The organism is Membranihabitans marinus, from assembly GCF_019802045.1.
Taxonomy (GTDB): domain Bacteria; phylum Bacteroidota; class Bacteroidia; order Chitinophagales; family Saprospiraceae; genus Membranihabitans; species Membranihabitans marinus_A.
Genome location: NZ_JAHVHU010000005.1, coordinates 1 through 21527 on the forward strand (window position 1 = coordinate 1; position 21527 = coordinate 21527).

General features: G+C 43.3%; 13 protein-coding genes. 5 read left to right on the forward strand and 8 right to left on the reverse strand.

What is annotated here, in order from left to right; translation table 11 throughout:
* Positions 1-514: 514 nt before the first annotated feature.
* Both ffh and KUV50_RS19570 read right to left on the reverse strand, forming a co-directional pair.
* On the reverse strand, positions 515-1864 hold the full coding sequence (gene ffh, locus KUV50_RS04485) for a signal recognition particle protein (RefSeq protein ID WP_222578905.1): 1350 nt from the start codon (positions 1862-1864) through the stop codon (positions 515-517).
* Positions 1865-1948: 84 nt separating this feature from the next.
* Complete coding sequence (locus KUV50_RS19570; protein WP_222578906.1) at positions 1949-2377, reverse strand: DUF3293 domain-containing protein; 429 nt, start codon at positions 2375-2377, stop codon at positions 1949-1951.
* Between the two features lie 64 nt (positions 2378-2441).
* On the opposite strand from KUV50_RS19570, the gene yidC reads away from it, so the two are divergent.
* Positions 2442-4316: a membrane protein insertase YidC gene (gene yidC / locus KUV50_RS04495; RefSeq protein ID WP_222578907.1), complete on the forward strand. Its 1875-nt coding sequence runs from the start codon at positions 2442-2444 to the stop codon at positions 4314-4316.
* Between the two features lie 16 nt (positions 4317-4332).
* Positions 4333-5367 (forward strand): NAD(P)H-dependent glycerol-3-phosphate dehydrogenase, encoded by a 1035-nt coding sequence (locus KUV50_RS04500; RefSeq protein ID WP_222578908.1) that lies wholly within the window; start codon positions 4333-4335, stop codon positions 5365-5367.
* 69 nt (positions 5368-5436) lie between these two features.
* On the opposite strand, the gene KUV50_RS04505 is transcribed toward KUV50_RS04500, so the two are convergent.
* The 5 genes from KUV50_RS04505 to KUV50_RS04525 all read right to left on the reverse strand — a co-directional run bounded on the left by KUV50_RS04505 (position 5437) and on the right by KUV50_RS04525 (position 16218).
* Positions 5437-5769, reverse strand: a complete 333-nt coding sequence (locus KUV50_RS04505) for a four helix bundle protein (protein WP_222578909.1) — start codon at positions 5767-5769, stop codon at positions 5437-5439.
* Between the two features lie 197 nt (positions 5770-5966).
* Complete coding sequence (locus KUV50_RS04510) at positions 5967-11537, reverse strand: PKD domain-containing protein (protein ID WP_222578910.1); 5571 nt, start codon at positions 11535-11537, stop codon at positions 5967-5969.
* Between the two features lie 15 nt (positions 11538-11552).
* Positions 11553-13949, reverse strand: a complete 2397-nt coding sequence (locus KUV50_RS04515; protein ID WP_222578911.1) for a hypothetical protein — start codon at positions 13947-13949, stop codon at positions 11553-11555.
* 14 nt (positions 13950-13963) lie between these two features.
* The gene (locus KUV50_RS04520; RefSeq protein ID WP_222578912.1) at positions 13964-14989 is read right to left on the reverse strand and encodes a PorP/SprF family type IX secretion system membrane protein; all 1026 of its coding nucleotides are present in this window, start codon (positions 14987-14989) and stop codon (positions 13964-13966) included.
* 242 nt (positions 14990-15231) lie between these two features.
* Positions 15232-16218 (reverse strand): Gfo/Idh/MocA family protein, encoded by a 987-nt coding sequence (locus tag KUV50_RS04525; RefSeq protein WP_222578913.1) that lies wholly within the window; start codon positions 16216-16218, stop codon positions 15232-15234.
* A 198-nt stretch (positions 16219-16416) separates the two neighbouring features.
* Between KUV50_RS04525 and KUV50_RS04530 the strand changes: the two genes are divergently transcribed.
* Both KUV50_RS04530 and KUV50_RS04535 read left to right on the forward strand, forming a co-directional pair.
* Positions 16417-17550 (forward strand): putative sugar nucleotidyl transferase, encoded by a 1134-nt coding sequence (locus KUV50_RS04530; RefSeq protein WP_222578914.1) that lies wholly within the window; start codon positions 16417-16419, stop codon positions 17548-17550.
* On the forward strand, positions 17547-18239 hold the full coding sequence (locus tag KUV50_RS04535; protein WP_222578915.1) for a spermidine synthase: 693 nt from the start codon (positions 17547-17549) through the stop codon (positions 18237-18239). The genes KUV50_RS04530 and KUV50_RS04535 overlap by 4 nt, the downstream gene beginning before the upstream one ends.
* Before the next feature lie 206 nt (positions 18240-18445).
* On the opposite strand, the gene nagB is transcribed toward KUV50_RS04535, so the two are convergent.
* Positions 18446-20380 (reverse strand): glucosamine-6-phosphate deaminase, encoded by a 1935-nt coding sequence (gene nagB / locus KUV50_RS04540; protein WP_222578916.1) that lies wholly within the window; start codon positions 20378-20380, stop codon positions 18446-18448.
* A 107-nt stretch (positions 20381-20487) separates the two neighbouring features.
* Here nagB and KUV50_RS04545 point away from each other — a divergent pair, with 107 nt between their 5' ends.
* Complete coding sequence (locus KUV50_RS04545) at positions 20488-21522, forward strand: LacI family DNA-binding transcriptional regulator (protein WP_222578917.1); 1035 nt, start codon at positions 20488-20490, stop codon at positions 21520-21522.
* Positions 21523-21527: the final 5 nt, after the last annotated feature.

Below are 21527 nucleotides of genomic sequence, written 5' to 3' on the forward strand. Positions count from 1 at the left end.
GCAAGTTCATCCTTGTCTGCAATCTGATTGACCAATTCATCGAGTAATTTTTGAGTTTGATCTTTCATAGTATAAAGTTTTTAGACTCACAAAATCAGATCAATTCCGCTCAACACAAAATTTTTTGGAAAGTCTTCTTGAACTCCACAAATACACAAACTACTTGACAGTCCCCGCTACTGGGGGTGTAGTGGTACTGTAAGTCTTCCGTGGGTTTCATTCTTAGCTAGGAAGATCAGCCTGAAAAAGTTCTATAGTTTTAGGCTTACCTCTCGTGCCGGACAAAAACCAAAAAGCCCCAGTACAGCGTCTCGAGTACTCGGGATCGGTCGCCCTACTGTAAACAAGGCATCAGACATCAGAATGTCGACCATCTTTCACCTACCCCTTTTCAGCTTTCATCGTCCACCGTAGCTTCAGCGCAGGAGGATCTGCTTTGAGCTTACTGTCAACTCTCCCCATTCCACCTCCAATTCCTTTCACCGAAAAATGCACCGTTCTTCCCCCTTTCTTCTTAACGTCTCATCCCGGGTCCGCCGCCGCCCAACATATTCTGCAAATTGCCCATGCCTTTGCCTTTACTCATCATATGCATCATTTTCTTCATCTGGTCAAACTGCTTGATAAACATATTGATCTCATGCAAATTCTGACCGCAACCTTTGGCGATCCGTCGTTTTCGGCTCATATTGAGAACCTCAGGGTTTTCTCGCTCATGCTTCGTCATTGAAAAAATAATGGCTTCTACTTTGTTGAAGGCCGAATCATCGATATCCAGGTCCTTGGTCATTTTACCCATTCCGGGGATCATACTCATCAACCCTTTGAGGTCTCCCATTTTACGCAATTGGGCAATCTGGCTCAGAAAATCGTTGAAGTCGAATTTGTTCTTTTTGATCTTGCGCTCCAGCTTTTGCGCTTCCTTCTCATCGTATTGCTCCTGCGCTTTTTCCACAAACGATACGATATCACCCATCCCAAGAATTCGCTGCGCCATCCGTTCCGGATGGAACACATCCAGGGTATCCATCGTCTCTCCGGCACTGGTAAATTTGATGGGCTTTCCGACGGTATATTTGACTGTCAAAGCGGCACCACCCCGGGTATCTCCATCCAGTTTTGTCAACACCACCCCATCGTAGTCAATCACATCATTAAAAGCTTTGGCGGTATTGACCGCATCCTGCCCCGTCATGGCATCCACCACAAACAAGGCTTCATTGGGATCAACCGCTTCATTGATGTTTGAGATCTCATTCATCATCGCCTCATCGATCGCCAGTCGACCGGCCGTATCGATAATGACCACATTAAAATTATTGGCTTTGGCGTGCGCAATCCCCTGAAGCGCAATTTCTACCGGATCTTTATTATCCTCGATCGTAAAGACGGGCACTTTGATCTGTTCACCGATCACCTGGAGTTGATTGATCGCTGCCGGTCGATACACATCACCCGCGATAAGCAGAGGTGATAGTTTTTTCTTTGATTTCAAAAATTTGGCCAACTTACCAGAAAAGGTCGTTTTACCAGAACCTTGCAAACCGGCCACCAGAATAGTACTCGGTTTCCCATTCAGATTAATTCCTTCAGCTTGTCCACCCATCAATTCGGTCAGCTCATCCTGGACGATCTTCACCATCATCTCACCGGGACGCACTGCATTGAGTACATTCTCTTGTCCGAGTGCTTTGTCCTTGACCTTATCGGTGAACTCCTTTGCAATCTTATAGTTGACATCCGCTGCCACCAATGCCCGGCGTATCTCTTTGACGGACTGTGCAATATTGACTTCGGACAACCGACCGTGTCCTTTCAAATTCTTAAAGGCGCCTTCCAATCGATCATTTAAACTCTCAAACATATTATTTCGTTTTAATTACTTCGTCTTCATTATAAAAAACAGTGCAAAAATACAGAACTATTTATATTTTTCCTAGGGCACTTTCTATTTAACCCATATCAACATGGGTTCAACTCTTATCCGCTTGAATACAAATGCATTTTGATGGTATTCGAGCGCGGTTCTTTTTCCTTCGTCTCGGGTCATACCTGGTATCCAACAAGTAGCCTCATCCGGAAAAATTCCTTCCGGGTCGCAATTTATACCGTTAACGCATAAAAAGCCTTTTTGCGTTACTTCCTTCATTAACTTCTTATGGTGGTACTTGTTGTATGCGTCGGTGTGCACTTTCGAAACCGGATTGTATGCCGTCAATATACACAGAGTCTCCACGGCCCATGACTGAAGCCATTGATCGACACCCGGATGGGGAACACCGATCCGAAGTATCAACCGGGGATCCAGACACTTATAAATGGCATTCCTATAAGCATCGTTCAGATTTTCATATTGTTCGTCGAATAAATTCTTCACCAATAAACAAAATTGTACCTTTGCGTTGATTTTACAAAAATTTATTTGAATTACATAGACCTCTATGGACAAAAAACAAATGTTAGGGTTTGGATTGATCCTTGTACTATTAGCTTTATGGCTGTATATGAATCAACCCACGGAGGCAGAAAGGCTTGAGGTTCAGAGAAAACAGGACTCATTAGCCCGCGTTGAAAATCAGGATATACCGATTACGCCACAGACCAATGCAAATAATACCGATACGGTACTCTCAGACTCTTTGTCCGGCAATGATGCGGCAGTGACTGAACGACTGACTGCTCAATATGGAGCGTTTGCACCAGCTGCTTCTGGGAAAGAAGAGTTTTCGACACTGGAAAATTCAGAGATGAAAATTAAATTTTCATCCAAAGGAGGACGCATTGTCGATGTTCTCCTTAAAGGCTATAAGAAGATCATCGAAAATGAAGACAAAGAGGAGGTCGAAGTACCGCTCCGTCTTATGGAAGACGAAAAAGATCGGTTTGAATATCTCGTTCCGCTCAACAACCAAATGATCTCAACCCAGGATCTCTACTTTACGCCAACCGTAGATGGAAATATTATTCGATTTCGGGCAGAAACTACCAATGGGGGCTATATCGAACAAGCCTACCAGCTCCTGCCTGAATCATTCCAGGTCGAATACCAGGTCACCTGGGATCAGCTACCAAACAGCAATCAACAACCCATCACACTGAACTGGCTCAGCTATCTGGATAAGCTGGAAAAAAACACACAGTTTGAACGAACTTACAGTACCATTCACTACAAACCGCAGGACGAACGAACAAGCTATACCAGCTATACCAGCAACGATGAAGAAGAGCTAACCAATAAAATTAAATGGGTGGCCCATTCCAATCAGTTCTTTAACACAGCACTTCTCGCCGATCAGGCTTTCGAAGACGGCCACCTGCAAGTCACGACTTTAGACGAGAACAATCCGGATCTAAAAAAACTTCACTCCCAATTGACCTTACCCAATAAAATGGGAATGAACCAATTTAATATGGAGATGTATATCGGCCCGAATGATTATAAGAAATTGCGCGAAATGGGTCATGAATTGGAAGATATCATCCCTTTTGGTTGGAGTATTTTCGGTACAATTAACCGCCGGGTTATCCGGCCGTTGTTTGTCTTTCTGGACAACATCATAGGGAGCAAAGGTTTGGCCATACTTCTACTGACCTTCCTGGTAAAGATGGCGTTGTACCCCATTACATATAAAATGCTATACTCGCAGGCCAAAACCCAGGCCTTGAAACCGCGAATGGACAAGCTTAAGGAAAAATATAAAGACGATTCCAAAAAGGTCCAGATGGAAACGATGAAACTCTATCAGGAGTATGGGGTCAATCCGGTGGGGGGATGCCTGCCAATGCTCTTGCAAATGCCCATCTGGTTCGCACTTTACCGGTTCTTCCCGGCCTCGATCGAATTCCGGCAAGCCAGTTTTTTATGGGCACCAGACTTATCCTCGTACGATGCTTTTTTCCATCTTCCGTTTGATATACCCATGCTTGGAGGACACATATCCCTCTTTACCATATTATATACCATCAGTATGATCGGATATACCTACTATAACTCCAAGATCATGACACAGGCTTCGACGGGTAACGAGGAGATGATGAAAATGATGAAAGTCATGCAATATGCCATGCCCTTTATGTTCTTTTTCTTTTTCAACAATTACGCTTCCGGATTGACGGCGTACTTGTTCTTCAGTAACCTGATGACGATCAGCCAGACTGTTGTGACGAAGAATTTCGTGATCGATCATGATAAAATCAACCGCGAACTAGATGCCTATAAAAAGAAACCAAAAAAGACATCTAAGTTCAGAGAACGACTTAATGAAGCGATCAAAGAACAACAAAGGCAACAGGAACTAAAGAAAAAACAAAAATAAACAGAAGGACCAAACATTGAACAATCAAATAGGTGTTATCGGTTCAGGAAATTTCGGCACAGCAATCAGTGTTCTGCTGGCGCACAATACTGGAGTACTTCTGTACGCCAGGAATAAACAAGTGTCCGAAACAATCAACCGAACGCATAGCCATATGGGGTGGACACTCCCCACCAGGATCAAAGCCATTTCGGATCTGGAAGAAATATGTCAACGCTGTTCAGTCCTATTTATCGCCATACCATCGTTTGAATTTCCAAACCTTGCCCGAGCCATGTCGCCTTTTCTTACTCCACAGCACATCGTCATTCACGGTGTGAAGGGGTTTGCACTTCGGGATGAACAAAATCGCAACTATCAGATTACACCCCACGAGGGATTCCCGGTACGTACCATGAGCGAGGTGCTCAAATCCGAAACCAATGTGATCCGCATCGGCTGTCTATCGGGACCAAATCTGAGTAAAGAACTCCTAAAACGGCTTCCGGCCGCATCTGTGATCGCAAGCGCCTATGATGAAGTCATCGTGACTGCTCAAAACTTGCTGAATCAAAATAAATTTAAATTGTATCGCTCCCAGCATTTAAAAGGAACTGAAATAGCCGGTGCGTTAAAAAATATCGTGGCCATAGCGAGTGGAATGATCAATGGTCAAAATCTGGGTAAGAATCTGGAGTCCATCGTTATTACCAAAGGGCTTCGCGAGATGTTAATCATCGGTCAATCGCTTGATATTGCACCCGATGCGTTTCTTGGTCTGGCCGGTATTGGTGATTTGATCGCCACCTCCACCGCAAAAAGCAGTCGGAATTATTCCTTTGGCTATACCATAGGCCAATCCGATAACATTGCCAGGGCACTTGATGAAACCCGGGATCTTGTGGAAGGAATAGGGACCACCGAAATCATTTTCAACTATATCCGAAAAGCAAATCTGACCTGCCCAGTCATCCACATGGTCTACGATGTCATCTTCAATAAAATGGAGGTCCAAACGGCTGTAGATCACATCTATGCACACAACACAACTTTTGATGTGGACTTTCTTTAGATTGTAGATTGTGGAATTTAGATTGAAAATTTGGGGGGGGACAGCTCGTTATTAGACGATCACTATCAATCAAGAATTCCTAATCCTTTTTTTAACCGTTTTTAAGGAAGTGACAAAAATGGAAATCAATTCATTGCACTCTTTCTTCAGCCCTTCAAGATCGATATCTCCATCAATTACTCCAGCTTCCTCTATCATTTCAAGCCAAAACAACGTGTCATCGGCTTCTTCGAACACTATATTCAATTTATGTACAAAAGTTTTATCACTTCCTGCCCTACATACGGCTCGGTAATTTGCAGCAATGGAGGTACCTGATCGCACAATTTGATTAGTAAATGTCCAGCCAACGCGGTTATTAGGTAAATCATTCACCAACTTTATTATCTCCAATGCATGCATACTTTTTAACAAGAGGTCTGAATGGATACAGGTGATTATCTTGCTAAATAATGCGAGTCTAGTGGATAACCCAATCCTTGAAACCAGAAAACAAACAACTCCCCTAATCCGAAATCTGAAATCTGAAATCTGAAATCAAAAAGGGCTGCCTCTGAAAACTCAAAAGCAGCCACTTCATAGTCCTAGTTGTTAATGCACTAGCGTATAATCGTCACATTTCCTTTTTCAGTGTAGGTATCTCCACCGATACAGGTTACACTGAGGTAATAGCCATATACATCCGGTGGAAGCATTTTTCCTCGGAATGTTCCATCCCATCCCTGACTCAAATTATTGGTCTCAAACATCTTTTCGCCCCATCGGTCGTAAACAATAAAGTGTACGATATCAATGCTTTCCCCACGTACGTACAATATATCATTGGTCCCGTCTCCATTGGGGGAAAAAGCTCTCGGGACAAATACATAGGGAGGCTCACACTGTGGATTCAGCACCACGATGGTAATTGTTTTTTGAACCTCACAGCCATTTTCATCTTTTGCGGTAAGTGTAAAGGTCGTCGTGGTTTCAGGAATCACTTCCGTTTGTGGTTGATCGGGATTGTCTACATAATCTGCCGGTTCCCAACGGTAGGTGACAAACCCGTTGTCACTCGCAGTCAATGTCGCTTTCTCCCCGCGGAACAAGGTATCCCGGTCTGTACTGATGGTCAGATTCTCCAAAGCTGGCGGGATCTGAAGCATCACCGTGTCCATGCTCAGACAACCATCAGAAAAATACACCCAGGCTGTCACGATCGAGTTGCTGTCCGGTGTGTAGGTGGCGAACGCCGGATTCGCTTCAGACACGACAACGTTTTCCGGTCCCCATACTATGCTATCGTACGGTTCTTCTGTGTTAAACTGTACTTCCAGCATCACTTCATCTCCGGGGCAAATGCCATCAGTCTGCGAGGCCACGATTTGAACATTTCGAAACTGCAAATCAATGGTATCCATGAAGGTACAGCCACCCAAATCTGCGACAACGGTATATTCCCCCATTTTTTCAAATGGAAATTCAATCATCTGATCGGTACCAATCAACACACCGTCCGGATCTGACCATTGGATGTTCATCGGTTCCCCCCCGTTTCCTACAGACAGTCGGGCGGTATCACCCATACAGAACTCCGTTTTATTTGCTGAAATGATATCCGAAGCCATCTCGATAAATACATACACGCGACCAAGGGTCTGACATGTGGTATCGTCCGGGTGAAGAATGATCGCATTGTAAATGCTGTTCATTTCAACAGTCGTGGTCGGACTAGCTATGTCATTGGCGCTAAGATTGGGTCCCGTCCAGCTATAAATTAAATTGGTATCTCCGTCCGGATTCAACGTAACCGTTTCGGACTCACACAAGAAAATACTATCTCTGAATAGAAATTCATCCGGATTAATCAGGGTCACTTGTGCTGAACTTTCGATGCAATCATCCCCTAATAGACGAGCCGTTACTTCAAAAGTCCCATATTCTCCAAAGTCAAAATCAAACGTGGGCTCTGTAGAAATGATAGAATCCCCATAGGTCCATTCAATATCCCCGTCCAGGGGCACATCCAGTGCAATCAGTGTTGCCACCGTTTCACCACACTCAAAGGAATAGTCGATATCCAGCAAATCATTAATCGGAATCACATTGACCTGCTTTCGGAAAGAGGACGAACATCCGGTCTCCGAATTCGTAATTGTCACAGTGAACTCTTGCGAAGTGAATAATTGTGCGGACGGATTGACCACACGTGCATCTTCAAAGAAAGATTCTGGTTGCCAGTAGTAATTAAATGTGGTATCCCCACCTTCATTGAGGAATACAACATCTCCTTCACATATGGTCAACGTCGTGGTATCAAATGCAATACTATCTGTGGACTGATCCAAGATCACCTGCACTGAACCAGTGGCACTGCATGTAGTGTCTCCATCCTGTATCTCTACGGTGACCTGGTAGGTTATATTTTCTGTAATATTCGCCATGGGGTTATAAGATGTTGGGTCATCCAGATTGTCTGTTGGCGTCCAGGTGTAAGTCAGATCATTTCGACCATATGGATTCAAAGCAATTAGCTTCGGATCACACACCACAATCGTCGTATCGGGTGCTTGAATACCATCCGTGACTTGTAGTGTTCTGACAAAAGATCGGGCACATTCGGCATTCGCCAGTTCGACTCGAATATCATACATACCGGGGGCTGCAAAAGTATAGTCCAGATTGACACCCTGTCCGATTTCTGTTAACTCACCAGCATCATCCAAGTACCAATTCACCTCATAGCCTATCGCCGGATCATTGAGTTCCAGCGTATAATCCAATCCTTCACAACTCCCATTGGTTTTGAAATCCAGCAGTGCGAAAAAATCATCAACTACGACGGTCTTGGTCAATGTATCCGTGCAACCTTGTGCTGATTCAGCGATCAAAGTCACTTCATAACTCCCAAATTCTTCATACGTAAATGAGGGGTTGCTTGCTGTACTGGTTTTGGAACCATCGTTGCCGTCAAAATACCAGGTGGTACTGATCAGATTTGAACGCACAGGTTCAAATTTCATGGTTTTATCTACATCACATATATCGTATACCGCATTAAAATCCGCAATCGGCAATTCATTTACACGAATCCACACAAATCCAGTATCGACACAGTTTGGATCATTTTTATCCGTAACGACCACTTCAAAACGGGTCGTTTGCGTCACATTTACCACGGGACTGGGATCATTGGTATTATCTATGAGATCGGAGTTCAACCATTGATAATCATAGCCTTCATAGGATACAGGGTTCAGAGTAATATTTCCTTCCACACACAGATCAATCGTATCACGCGGTACCGTAACTCCAAGCTCAACCAACAAAATGTCCTCCACGACTACTGTACATTCCGGGTTACTGATTTCAGCCCGAACCCTATATTGTCCTGCTTCTCCAAAATCATAAGTGATTTGATTCCCGGATCCCAGGTCTATTTCCGTATCTCCATCCAACAAAGTCCATGTAATTTCAAAACCTTCAATTGGTTTATCCAGTTTCAGGACCTGCTCATAATTTTCGCAATTTCCAAAGTTGGTAATCTCCAAATCCGTGGCCGGATCGTAAACTTGTACGATTTGTGAAAGTGAATCTGTACACCCTTGCGACGTTACCACCACAAGACTGACATCGTAAAACCCAGTTTCCGGGTATTCTATGACTGGGTTCATTTCTGAACTTTCTATCACCTCACCGCCAATACTAAATCGCCACTTCGCTTCGACAACACCATGTATCGCCGGACTAAAGCGGACAAAGTAACCCTCTGCGCAAAGATCCTGGAAAGCTTTGTATTGTCCGAGTGCCAGCTCATCGACCCGAACTAAGACAAACCCGGTATCCACACAGGTGGGATCATTCTTATCCGAAACCACCACCTCAAAACGGGTAGTTTCATCCACATCAACAACCGGGCTCGGGTTATTGACATCATCGATCAGATCTGTATTGAGCCATTGGTAGGTATAACCCTCATAGGTCACCGGATTCAACTGGATACGGGCACTTTCGCACAGATCAATCGTATCTTTCGGGACCGTTACCCCCAACTTAACGACCAGGATATTCTCCACCACAACCGTACATTCTGGATTGCTTATTTCTGCCCGAACGGTATAGTTTCCTTCCGCACCGAAATCATAAGTAACCTGATCACCGGTCCCTATCTCAGTTTCATTGTCACCATCTATCAAGGTCCAAGCAATCTCGTATCCTTCGATAACTTTATCCAATTTCAGGACCTGCTCATAATTCTCACAATTCCCAAAGTTGACAATACCCAGGTCATTTTCAGGGTCAAAAACTTCAATCACCCGCGTTCCCGTAGCCGGGCATCCATTATCCCCATCACCCGCCAAGATGACCTTATAGTATCCAGTCGTCGGGAAAGTAATCACCGGAGATTCTTCATCAGACTCAATTGTTTCACTCCCTATTTGAAAAGACCAGTGTAGATTCGTCACGCCGTCGGAAATGGAAGAAAATTTTACTGTATACTCATCTGCACAAAGGTCTTGTACAGCTTTAAAATCTGCCGTTTGGCTCTCTCCTACCGTCACCAGGACAAATCCTTCGCCGGAACAATTTGGATCTTGTTTATCGGTAATGGTAACTGGGAACAAGGTGGTCGTAGAAACAAAAACCCGGGGGTTGGGATCCGCCTTGTCTTCAATGAGCGAATCAATAGTCCAGGTATATTTGTAGCGATCATAGGAATTGGGATTCAAAGCAACAATTTCGGGACTGCAAATAGCGATGGTATCCATGAGTGCAGTCACCCCCTGCACCACATTTATCGTACGGGTGGCTGACACGATACAATCTTCATATGCCGCTTCAACGCGGATAGTATAAGGTCCTTCTGACGGGAACAAATAAGATATGTCTGTTCCTGTACCGATTTCTGATTCTGAATTGCCATCCACCAGATACCACGTGATTTCATAATTTTGTACTTCCTTGTTCAAAGACAATTCCTGTGTCAAATCCTGGCAACTACCAAAATTAAGTATCTGTATTTCCTCAATAAAATCATAAACCTCTACCACTTTTCGGGCAGTATCCACACATCCTTCGTTATTGGATATGGCCAGTTCGACCACATAACTTCCGGGCGAAGGAAAGGTCATCACCGGATTGGGATTGGTGGAGGTGCTGCTTGTGGATTCATCGGTGTAAAAAGTCCATTCAAAATCATCGGCGCCCATGCTTCGGTTCTCAAAGGACACCCTGCCCGGGTTGCAAAAATCAACTGTATAATCAAAATCAGCGTCGAGTGTCTTACCTGCGCAATCGATAAAATTCAATTGGATTTCACGGATGCTGGTTCCCACGAGTTTTCCTTTTTTAAATTGCTCCACACAAACAGCAATTGAATAAGAACCCGCTTTAGAGCCCGTGTACGTAATAACTCCAGTCGATGGATCAATGGTTATATCTCCATCATCACCCAGTGGGTCTAAGGCTGTAAAACCAGACACGTAATCCACATAATCATATGGTGGTGCCTGCGGTGCCAACAAGGGATTCACAGGTGCCTGACCATCGAACGGATTACAAAGCGAAAACCGGTATTCCTCGTGAGGCTTCACAGAAATTCCCGGATTTATAGTATTTTCTTCGCCAAGACAACTGTATAAGGGATCAGTATTTGAGAATACGGGTGTACTGGTATACCACAAGTACCCATTCAAAGTCATGGTAGCTATTAAAGTAAATCCGGCATTTTCAGGATCAAAGATATTAACAATGTTATCCGGTCGACAACACTCCGAATATATGAACTGATAGCCATAGGCCGAAATAGGAACATTGGCCGTCCCTTTGTACACAGCGATCTCCCGACACTCCGTGTCATCGGCGTCTATACACGCCGAGGACAAATTATTTTCCTTCTTGGTAATAGACTGTAGATCCAGAAAAATCTTACCAAGCTCCCCACATTCTCCGATCAGTTCATTGCGAAGGTTATAAGCACCAACGGTAACCCTATCTTCAAATTCAAAATTGGGTGAATACCGTCTGCAGTCCCGTTCCAAAACAAGTGTAAACTCATAAACACCGTTTTTGATCCGTTTGTAGCTCAGATCACCACCTGTAAACGGAATGGAATACGCCCATAAACTGAGCGTAGCAAACAACAGGGTCAGAACAAACTTGGTAATATGTTGGTATTGTGTGTATTTCATGGTCATCTACTCGTGTTATTTTCTGATGATATCAACTATTTCTATACGCCGTTCCCTGGATGCAGCCGGACTATATACGGAGCTGCGCACATCTTCCTGGCTGTCGCTCACCGTTTCCGGTGCCGTTTCAGCTCCATAACCTTTTCCTTCGATGTCCAGCATTCCGTTGCGCAAGTAGGACTCAAAAAGGCCGTCTCCATAATCCTGTAATTGCTTTTTCAAGGTGTTAATACGTCGCTTACTCAAATTGATATTGTAATTTTTAAGATATTTGGGGCTGGCGAAACCACTGACTACCAAGGTGATATTCTCTCCTTTCTCCAATTCTTCCTCCAGTTGCTCCAGGAATCGTTCCAGATCCTGCTTGCCCGCCAGAACTTCATTGTCAAAGAAATTTTCCACATCCGTTTCTGCGACATCCTTATTTTGACCGATTAATGGTTCAGCGAATAATTCTTTGAATTCATTTTTTCTTGAATAATAGGGAGGATATGTTTCCAGATACGTTTTTGTCGAAGTAGTGCGCCAGGTTTTCGGATCCGGGAAATCATTGTCAAAAAACAAAGGCAATACCAGGTATGATTCGAGGTTGCCTCGTTTTAAATAAATCTTTTTAACTATTCTTAATTCATTGGGGTAATCCGCTCCATTGACCATCAGATCCTCTTGTTCATACCCTCTTTTCTGAACATTGATTGCATACTGAAAGTCGCGGTCAATCGGCAGTACCAAAGAATTAGTGAGATTATTGAGCTGGTAAATATTTTCTTTATTGGGATCGTCCACATCAGAGACAGAAATCGTCGGTCCATTGACCGGTTCCCGGGTGACGGCATCAAAAGTCAGCAGTTCGAGGGTCAATTCTTTCGGGGTCAGGAACAATCGTTTTACGATGGTATCTTGGCCCGCGTATTGATTCATATCCAACAGGGTGGAATCCGGAAGAAAGCCCCCCTTACTTGCGCGCAACTTGTACGTACCCCGGAGTAAATCCACGATGTATTCATTGGATTCCTCATTGGTCTCCTCCATGATCAGATTTTCGGATCGCAATACTTCGAGTGTAGAACCCAGGATCGGTTCTCCATTGAGTTTATTGAACACGAGTACTTTCACCACCAGTTTGCGCGGCTCCAGATCTGCTTTATAAATATCATAGCAACATGCATTTAAGGCTGTATCAAGCTGATAAGAAGTATTCCTGTTGGATGCAAAGTAGGCATCTTTCATGTTCTCTTCCCAAAAGAAATAAATATCATCGAAACTGGAATTTAGCGGACTTCCCAGGTTTTCAACTTTGGAATCCGAAGTCACTGGTAAAAAAACCTGATACATATCCAGTCCACCATAACCGGAATATCCTTCGGAACTGAAAAACAACGTATTGCTTGACTGGTGATAAAAAGGGGCCAATTCGTTGAGGGGCGTATTGATTTGATACAGATTTTCCGGAGCTTCAAATCCAGAGCCGTCCCACGCACTAAAATAGATATCATATCCACCGCGACCACCGATCCGATCCGAAGCAAAGTACAACCCTTCTGTTTCTCCATCGGGTCCTATTCCATAAGCTGGTGAAGTGTTGCTGTAGGCCGTATCATTTAACTCAGGCATATACATGGGCGCAGACCAGCTTCCTTCTACAGAACCACTGTAATAAATATCACAGCGAGATAATTCGCCGGTCGTGTATTGACACAACGTGTAGTAAACTCTGGTACTGTCCATATTAATCGCATAATGGGCCTGGTACCTCATGGAATCTTCATCGGCAATAAAATGAAATACGGTATCCAGCCGATCATTAAATACAACACCAACGGGTTTTTCTTCCGGATTTTCATCCGGATAGCGCAAAGCAGAAAATATCAGATTCTCTCCCAACTTTATCGGTGCGAATTCGGATTGAATGGTATTGATCGAATCACCTAGTTTTTCGATTTGAGAAATAAATGGGGGTTCTTCATTCTGTTGGGCCCATTCGATCGATTCCAATTGATTCTTTGCTGTCTGTGTATAAAAATTATCGGCATTGCTATTCTCCCGAAGATATTTGTTGTAGAATTTCGTAGCTTCTTCATACGCCCCCATCTGATAAGCCATTTCACCGGTGTAAAAAGAAGATAGGGGAAGTTCATCTTTATCTTTAAGGGCATCAGCTTCTTTATAGTATTCCAGTGCTGTTTCAAAAGCGAAAAAATGACGTGCCGCCTCTGCTGCCTTATAGTATACATAAGGACTTGGATTCTTGAATTCCAAAACCTCGTTGTAATATTTGAGTGCCGCATAGAAGTTTTTCTCTTCAAATGCCTCTTCAGCAGCATTAATAAATGCTTGCTTTGATTGGGCTGTTGACTGAGAAACACTGATCACGCCAAGCACTGCGATGATTATATATCTGGCTGTTTTCATTAAGCTCATACCTATTAATAAATTCTACAGGTTTTGAAATCTTTTATCTTGTCGACATCCTTTATAATATATCGAACCCACACTTCCGGACCACCTCGTTGGTCTGTCGCGACATTGAATCCTGAAACATTAATGTCGTAGCTAAAACCGACATCAAGGCTGTTGATCCGAGCACCGATATATGGGGATACCGCATCCCATTTGTTGCTAAGTCTGACGTAACTACCCAGACTGAGATAAAAATCACTCCCGCGTTGGTCAATTAATTGGAATTCAAATTTTGTTCCCATATTTTGCTCTTCATAAGGGCCTTGCCATTGTGCATTCCCCGTGAGATTCCATCGAACACGATTACTAAGACCTAACCAGTAATCCACGTACAAAGAACTTCGGATGGGCAACCGTATTTCCGGTGTGTTCTCAAAGAAATTTTGTTTGGGCTTTGTGATGTTGAAAAACCCACCCCCGATATTCAACGTATTTTTTTCATTTTGAAATCTATAGTTCACGCCTGCAGCAAGATTAAAAAACATGAGATTCATATTTTCCAGATTTTCGCCGGTGGGTAGATTTTCATTGAACTGTCCGTTCTGGTATTGCTGATCCCAACTCAAATCATTCTCTCGAAATGACCGTTGGTTGAATCCGGTATTCAATCCCACGGTCAGGACGTGATGCGGATTAAGAAAATGAGAATAACTACCCAATAAGTTGATATCAAGCAGACTTAGTTTGGAATACCCTGCTCGATCATAATTCAGTGAAAGTCCGTATCCAAATAAGCTGTTTTCGGAATCTTTTGGCTGGACATTGCTATCATATGAACCTGAAAATGTCACATAGTCTACGGGAACCTGTTTCCATTGCCGGCGAAAATTACCTTCAATGCGGTGTTCCCCATCAAACAAACCGGTCAAAGCGGGATTTGTGATCCTGAAACTATGATCATATTGAGTCAGATGAATATCCTGCCCGTCAACCTGATTTCCCAGGGCGAACAAGAATACTATGATGAAAGGTAAACCGTAAAACTTTTTCATACAATAAGAATATATTCATGGTAAGGTTCTCAAATACTGTACCAAACAACCTTCGAGCCACTACCTTAAGAGATTATAATTTTATTGATATGAAAATAAGTCCCTCTTTATATATGCAAAATTACTCTCATATTACGTAGAGATCAGAATACAACCGGGCAATACTCGCACTGCAGCATCACATATTTCTTCAATCAACAAATATCAATTATATTAATACATACCTATTTTAACATCATTCATCAAATCTTTTCAATATTTGCCGGATAACTTAAATTTAAACTTTCCCTAAACCCATCCATATACCGGGCCAGACTAAAAGACCAGGATAGCGGATAAATGGGGCTTTGATTCAGTCCATCAATCAAACATTCATTCACATGCTCGATTTCATGGAAGTACCCCCAACCTGTTTTGGGGAAATCATGACGCACCTTGTAATCGGGACCGATTTCATGAAAATAATCCAGTTCGTGCCATCGATGTGGCAACACGTACACCTTGTTTTCTTTCCGAATGACTGCATCCATATGGCCCATACTCTGGACGTCCGAATACACCAATGCGCTTCGCCCCTGATCGTAATTCATGACAGCACTGACACGAACATCGATGCCCTGATCAACCCATCCGGATACATGGTATTGCTCCGGGACCCCGAGAATATCCAGTGCTAAAAACAAAGGGTAGATGCCGATGTCAAGTAAGGAGCCTCCTGCTAACCCCGGTTCATAAATCCGGGACCCTTTCTGGCGGGCTGAAGAATAACAAAAATCCGCAGATAGTGACAAAACTGGTTCTCCATCTTTTCGGAGTTCTTGTTGAAGGTGTTCGTAGGCTGGTAAAAACTTGGTCCACAATGCTTCCATCACAAACAGACCAGTACTTTTTTGTTTTTTAATCACTTCTGCCACCTGATCTGCATTGACACAAATTGGTTTTTCACACAACACATGTTTACCGCTGTCCAAACATTTTAAAATCCAAGGATAATGGTGACTGTGCGGAGTGGCAATGTATACTACATCAACTTCGGGATCATCAAGTAAATCCTCATAATTGGTGTACATATTTTGAGCCGGGAATTCAGATTGAAATTTTCGTACGCCATCTTCGGACCGACTGGCGATCGCATACAACAATCCATCATTGGATAATTGAAGATCATGGGCAAATTTGCGGGCAATCTTCCCCAACCCTATAATACCCCATTTAATTTTATTCTTCATAATTTCATCTGTTATTCGCTTATTCGCCATTGGATTACTACCTGTCAAAACGAGTATTTTTCACTCCTCCTCTTATAACTCGAAGTCAAACACTATCTTAATTAGTCACAACTTCACGTATTATCCTGCAAATACCGTACCTTTCAAAAAATTAAGAACTTTTTGTATCCTTAAAAATTACAAATTTGCATTTAAGCTATGCCGTTTTTAACCCTTCGGACGCCTGATTTCTACCCGCTTACACTGTCAATGCCACTCGAGAATATGATGTTTGGCCTGTATTCTCTTCGAGTGCGATGGAATAAGGTCTTTGAAAACAATCCGGTGCTTTCACAGCGATGGATAGAACCAACCATTCTTCCGGATCCAGAGCTGCTCAGTGCAATTAAAGCACTGTCGACGGGCCAAGTACTCAAACAAGATGAATTAGTCATCGCGGTTCATCCGAATCATCATTACTCTGGTGATCTGATGAAAAATGTTGGGAGCGAAGATCTGGATAAAATGGAGGTAATTAATTTTGAGAAATCGTTCAAGTGGATTGACTCCCTCCAATATATGATCCTACACAACAAAGATCAGATAAACGAGGATTGGAGCCGCAATGAAAACGCAAATAATTGGTTCCAGCCAGCCCAATTAGAAAACACCTTTACGGCACCGGGTTTTCATCTTTCTGATGTCACCATCGATGATCAGGAAGGTCCCGTTATACTTCATAAAGGAGCTACTATATTACCCGGGGCGAGAATTAAGGGGCCGGTGGTGGTTTTTCCGCATGCAACCGTAAAAATGGGCGCTAAGCTTTACCCCGGTTGCACCATCGGGCGACATGTTGTGGTCAGCGGTGAAATCAAAAATACGATCATTCATGAATACAGCTCCAAAGGACACAATGGTTATCTGGGAGACAGTATATTGGGTAGATGGAATAACTTTGGAGCTGGAACTACTATTTCCAACGTAGCAAATACATTTTCCAACGTTCGGTTCAAGGACTGGCAAACAGGACATACCATCGAATACAACACGTTAAAAAGAGGTCTGATTACAGGTGATTTTGTAAAACTGGGTGTTCTATCCAGAACCTATCGAGGCACTGCTATCGGATCATTTTGCAGTATTGCAACGAATCAACCCATTACTGGCAACATCCCTACCTTCACTTGGTGGAATGAGGATCACAGAACAGATTATAAACCAAAAGATTTACGAGCGCATTGCCAGCGGCAGATGGCATTACGAAATTGCAAATGGACTGATGAATGGGAGCGTGCACTTATCAACCTTATCGAATCCAGGTTCAAACCCCAAAACCCTAACTTGAAATGAAGTGGTGGAAAAAATGGTGGTCATACCTCCTGCCAGTCCACCTTGAAAGCGTAGGCAGCGAACTGAATGAAGCACTGGACCTATACCTCATAAAAAACAGACTTCGACTCACGACGCTGGACGCCATTTATTCGTTTGACGACAAGTACTACAATTTTCATAAAGCATTCGAACACTTTGAACTTCCGCCAAACGGAGCCCATGTTTTGATTTTGGGACTGGGGCTGGGAAGCATTCCATTTATGCTCGAAAAGACTTTTCAAAAAGACTATCATTACACAGGAGTCGACCTGGATGATGCCGTTCTATACCTATTTGCAAAATATCAACAGGAACGCCTTAAGTCTCCACTTCAAATCATAGAAACCGATGCGACGCTCTTCATGCAATCCCAAAGTAACCGCTATAATCTTATATGCATAGATGTTTTTATTGGCGAAATCGTCCCTAGCCATGTCAAAACTAATGCCTTCATCCGCCAACTTAAGAATGCCCTTCTTCCTGGAGGACGCATTTTATGGAATATGCTATACGACACGAACGAACAGGCCAGAGCGGTAGATAAATTTATAGAATATCAGTTTCGCACGATTTTTCCAGACTATCAGATACTCCAGGTTTTGGGTAATGTGATTTTAACAAATCGGGCATGGAATGATGAAGCTACAAGTAATCACTCAGAAAAATAGAGTCGTAGGTTACTCGAACACGGATTGCACCTCTGAACTGAACAAAAACTCGTTCGAAAGGAGCGCTTTTCATCCACCAATAAAAAAATAAGGCGCTCCAATGCGAACACGGAATTAATCTTCCGACGTATCGCATTCAAGCGCCTTAGAACCCCATCGCGGTCTTCATCCCCCGGTGCAAACCAGGAGCATGTTTAGGACTTTAATTATATACTGTTCGTCTCCCATTTCCATTTCACAAAAGCTTCCATGGCCTCGTATTCAGCCAGACCCAGTCTGTTGTATTCATCGGCTGTTTCCTTATTCCGGTCTTCAGCCCGTTGCCAAAACTCTCTCTTATCGTTGCCGGGAAATGGTGCTCGATCCTTCTGAGATTGATGCATAAAAATTCCGGTTCGTTTTCGAAGCACTTCATCCGGACTCAGCGGAACAGCCATTTCTATTTCATCGATGCCCCACTCATGCCAGGCACCTCGGTACAACCAAAGCCAGCAATCCTTGAACCAGGACTCTTCTTTGAGTTCTTCACATGCAAGTAAGATTGCATCCAGACAAACTTTGTGCGTTCCGTGAGGATCCGCCAGATCACCAGCGGCGTAGATCTGATGTGGTTTAATTTCATCCAAAAAATCACGGATAATGTCCACATCTTCTTGTCCAACAGGTTTTTTCGAAACCTTTCCTGTCTCATAAAAAGGCAAATCTAGGAAATGGATGTGATCATCATCTGCCCCTGCAATCCGGGCACCACCGCGGGCCTCTCCCCGTCGGATCATTCCTTTAATTTCTCGTACGAGATCCATATCCGACTCGCCACCCTTTTTACTTTCCAGAAACTTATTGATTTTTTCCAATTGATTATGCGCTACTTCCTGATCCAACCCATATTCTTCTGCGATGTCATCAATAAATTCGATAAACCGCTGAACGTCATGATCATGTACAGCCAAGTTACCCGAAGTCTGATAGGCAACGTGCACTTCATGCCCTTGCTCTACCAGGCGAATAAATGTACCGCCCATCGATATTACATCATCGTCGGGGTGGGGACTAAAAATAACTACACGTTTTTTGGCGGGTTCGGCACGTTCGGGCCGTTGAGAATCATCCGAATTGGGCTTGCCGCCGGGCCAACCGGTAATCGTATGTTGAAGTCGGTTAAAAATTTGAATATTGATGTTATAGGCCGTGTCGTATTCCAGGATAAGATCGCTCAGACCATTCGTATTGTAATCCTCTTCGGTCAGTTTCAAAATTGGCTTACCTGTCTTCATAGACAACCAGACTACTGCCCGACAGATTAGTTTATCGTTCCAGTTCACCAAACCTACGCTCCATGGTTTTTTAACTTTGGTGAGCTCTGACGCGGCAGGTCGGTCAATTAAAAACCGGGTATTGGAATGATTCTGAAGGTAAGTTGCAGGACAAGAAGCAGTAATTGGTCCCTCCAATGTTTGCGCAATCACTTCCGCTTTGGCCTGTCCAAAAGCCATCAGATAAATCGCTTTCGCTTTTAGTATGGAAGCAATCCCCATCGTAATAGCCCGGTAGGGGACGTTGTCTTTTGTAATAAAACTTTTGGTAGCATCCTGACGGGTCAGGTGATCCAGCTTCACCAGACGAGTTCGGCTTGAATCCCAGCTCCCAGGCTCATTAAAACCGATGTGCCCCGTTCGGCCAATCCCCAGCAGCTGGATATCAATTCCACCCAAAGCTTCGATTTTCTCTTCATATTCCTGACAGTATTCCTCAACCTGATCGATCGGGATTTCACCATCCGGTATATGAATATTTTTAGGATCAATATCGATGTGATTGAACAAATGATCGTGCATAAACTTCCAGTAACTCTGGTCGTCCCCTTTTCGCATGGGATAGTATTCGTCCAGATTGAAAGTAATCACATTCTTAAAGCTCAAACCTTCCTCCCGGTGCATCCGGATAAGTTCATCGTAGACTTTAATCGGTGTCGAACCAGTAGCCAGGCCGAGAATAGTGTATTCTCCCTCCTGTTGTTTTTGTCGCATCAGAAGTGAAATCGTCTTAGCCACGTGCTTACTTGCCTCTTCTTTATCTTCATAAATCTGGCTTGGAATTTTTTCAAATGACCGCAATTGATACTTTAAGATGTCCTTTTCCATTTTAAACCGTTTGATGAATAGCAAAGATAACATAATTTTTATAACTTTGCGTGTGCGCACACACTATATTTCGTAACAACTTTGTTCTTTACTTATTATAATCATCCGTGAAAGCCAAAATTAAAGACATCGCAAAGCATGCCGGCGTTTCAACCGGTACAGTAGACCGTGTCATACACAATAGGGGCCGGGTATCGTCACACACATACAACAAGGTAAAGCAAGCCATGCGCGAACTGCGTTATAAACCGGATATTGTCGCCCGAACGCTGGCCAAAAAAGAAAAATCCCTACTTAAAATATTGATCCCCTACCCGTACCAGGATTTTTATTGGAAAATGATCCGCAATGGTATCGAACAAGGTCTGACCGAGTTCGCCCCCTACCGAATCAAAGGTCAAACGGTATTTTACGACATGAATGACCCGGGGCATTTTGAAAGTATCGCGCAACAAATTTTACAAGAAAAACCACATGCCATCCTGATCGGTTCAGAATTTTACCGGCAGACTATTGATCTGGTCAGACAGTGCAGCGAACAAGACATTCAATGTATCGTCATGAATGCGGAAATACAATCAATACCTGTACTGACCTACATCGGCATTAATTCGTACGTGGTCGGAGAGTTGGTGGGGAGAATCATCCGATCCACAAGAGGGTGCTCTTCTGTGATGGTCGTCCATACCACTGAAAATATTGACAATACCATCCATCTTAAAAATAAAGAATTGGGGTTGTTTGATGCCTTGGATCAATCGAGCCTTTCCTTTCAAAAAGAAAGCGTCATATTTAGCAATAAGAAAAACAGTGAAATGGATAGCTCCTCCCTTGCAGCAATTATAAAAGAAAAGGAAATTGACACCGTTTACGTAACCACCTCTAAAGCATATATGTTTGCCAATGCTCTAAAAAACCAGTTCCCCGATCTATACATCATCGGTCACGACCTGATCGATCAAAATATAAGTTTATTAAAACAAGAACAGATCGATCTGCTCATTGACCAAAGCGGTTACAGAATGGGATTCCTTAGTGTCAAATCATGGGTTGATCACCACATTCTGGAAAAAGAAATTTCTGAAAAGCAATACCTTCCGCTGGATATAATATACAAGGAGAACCTGCCCTTTTACATTTAATCACC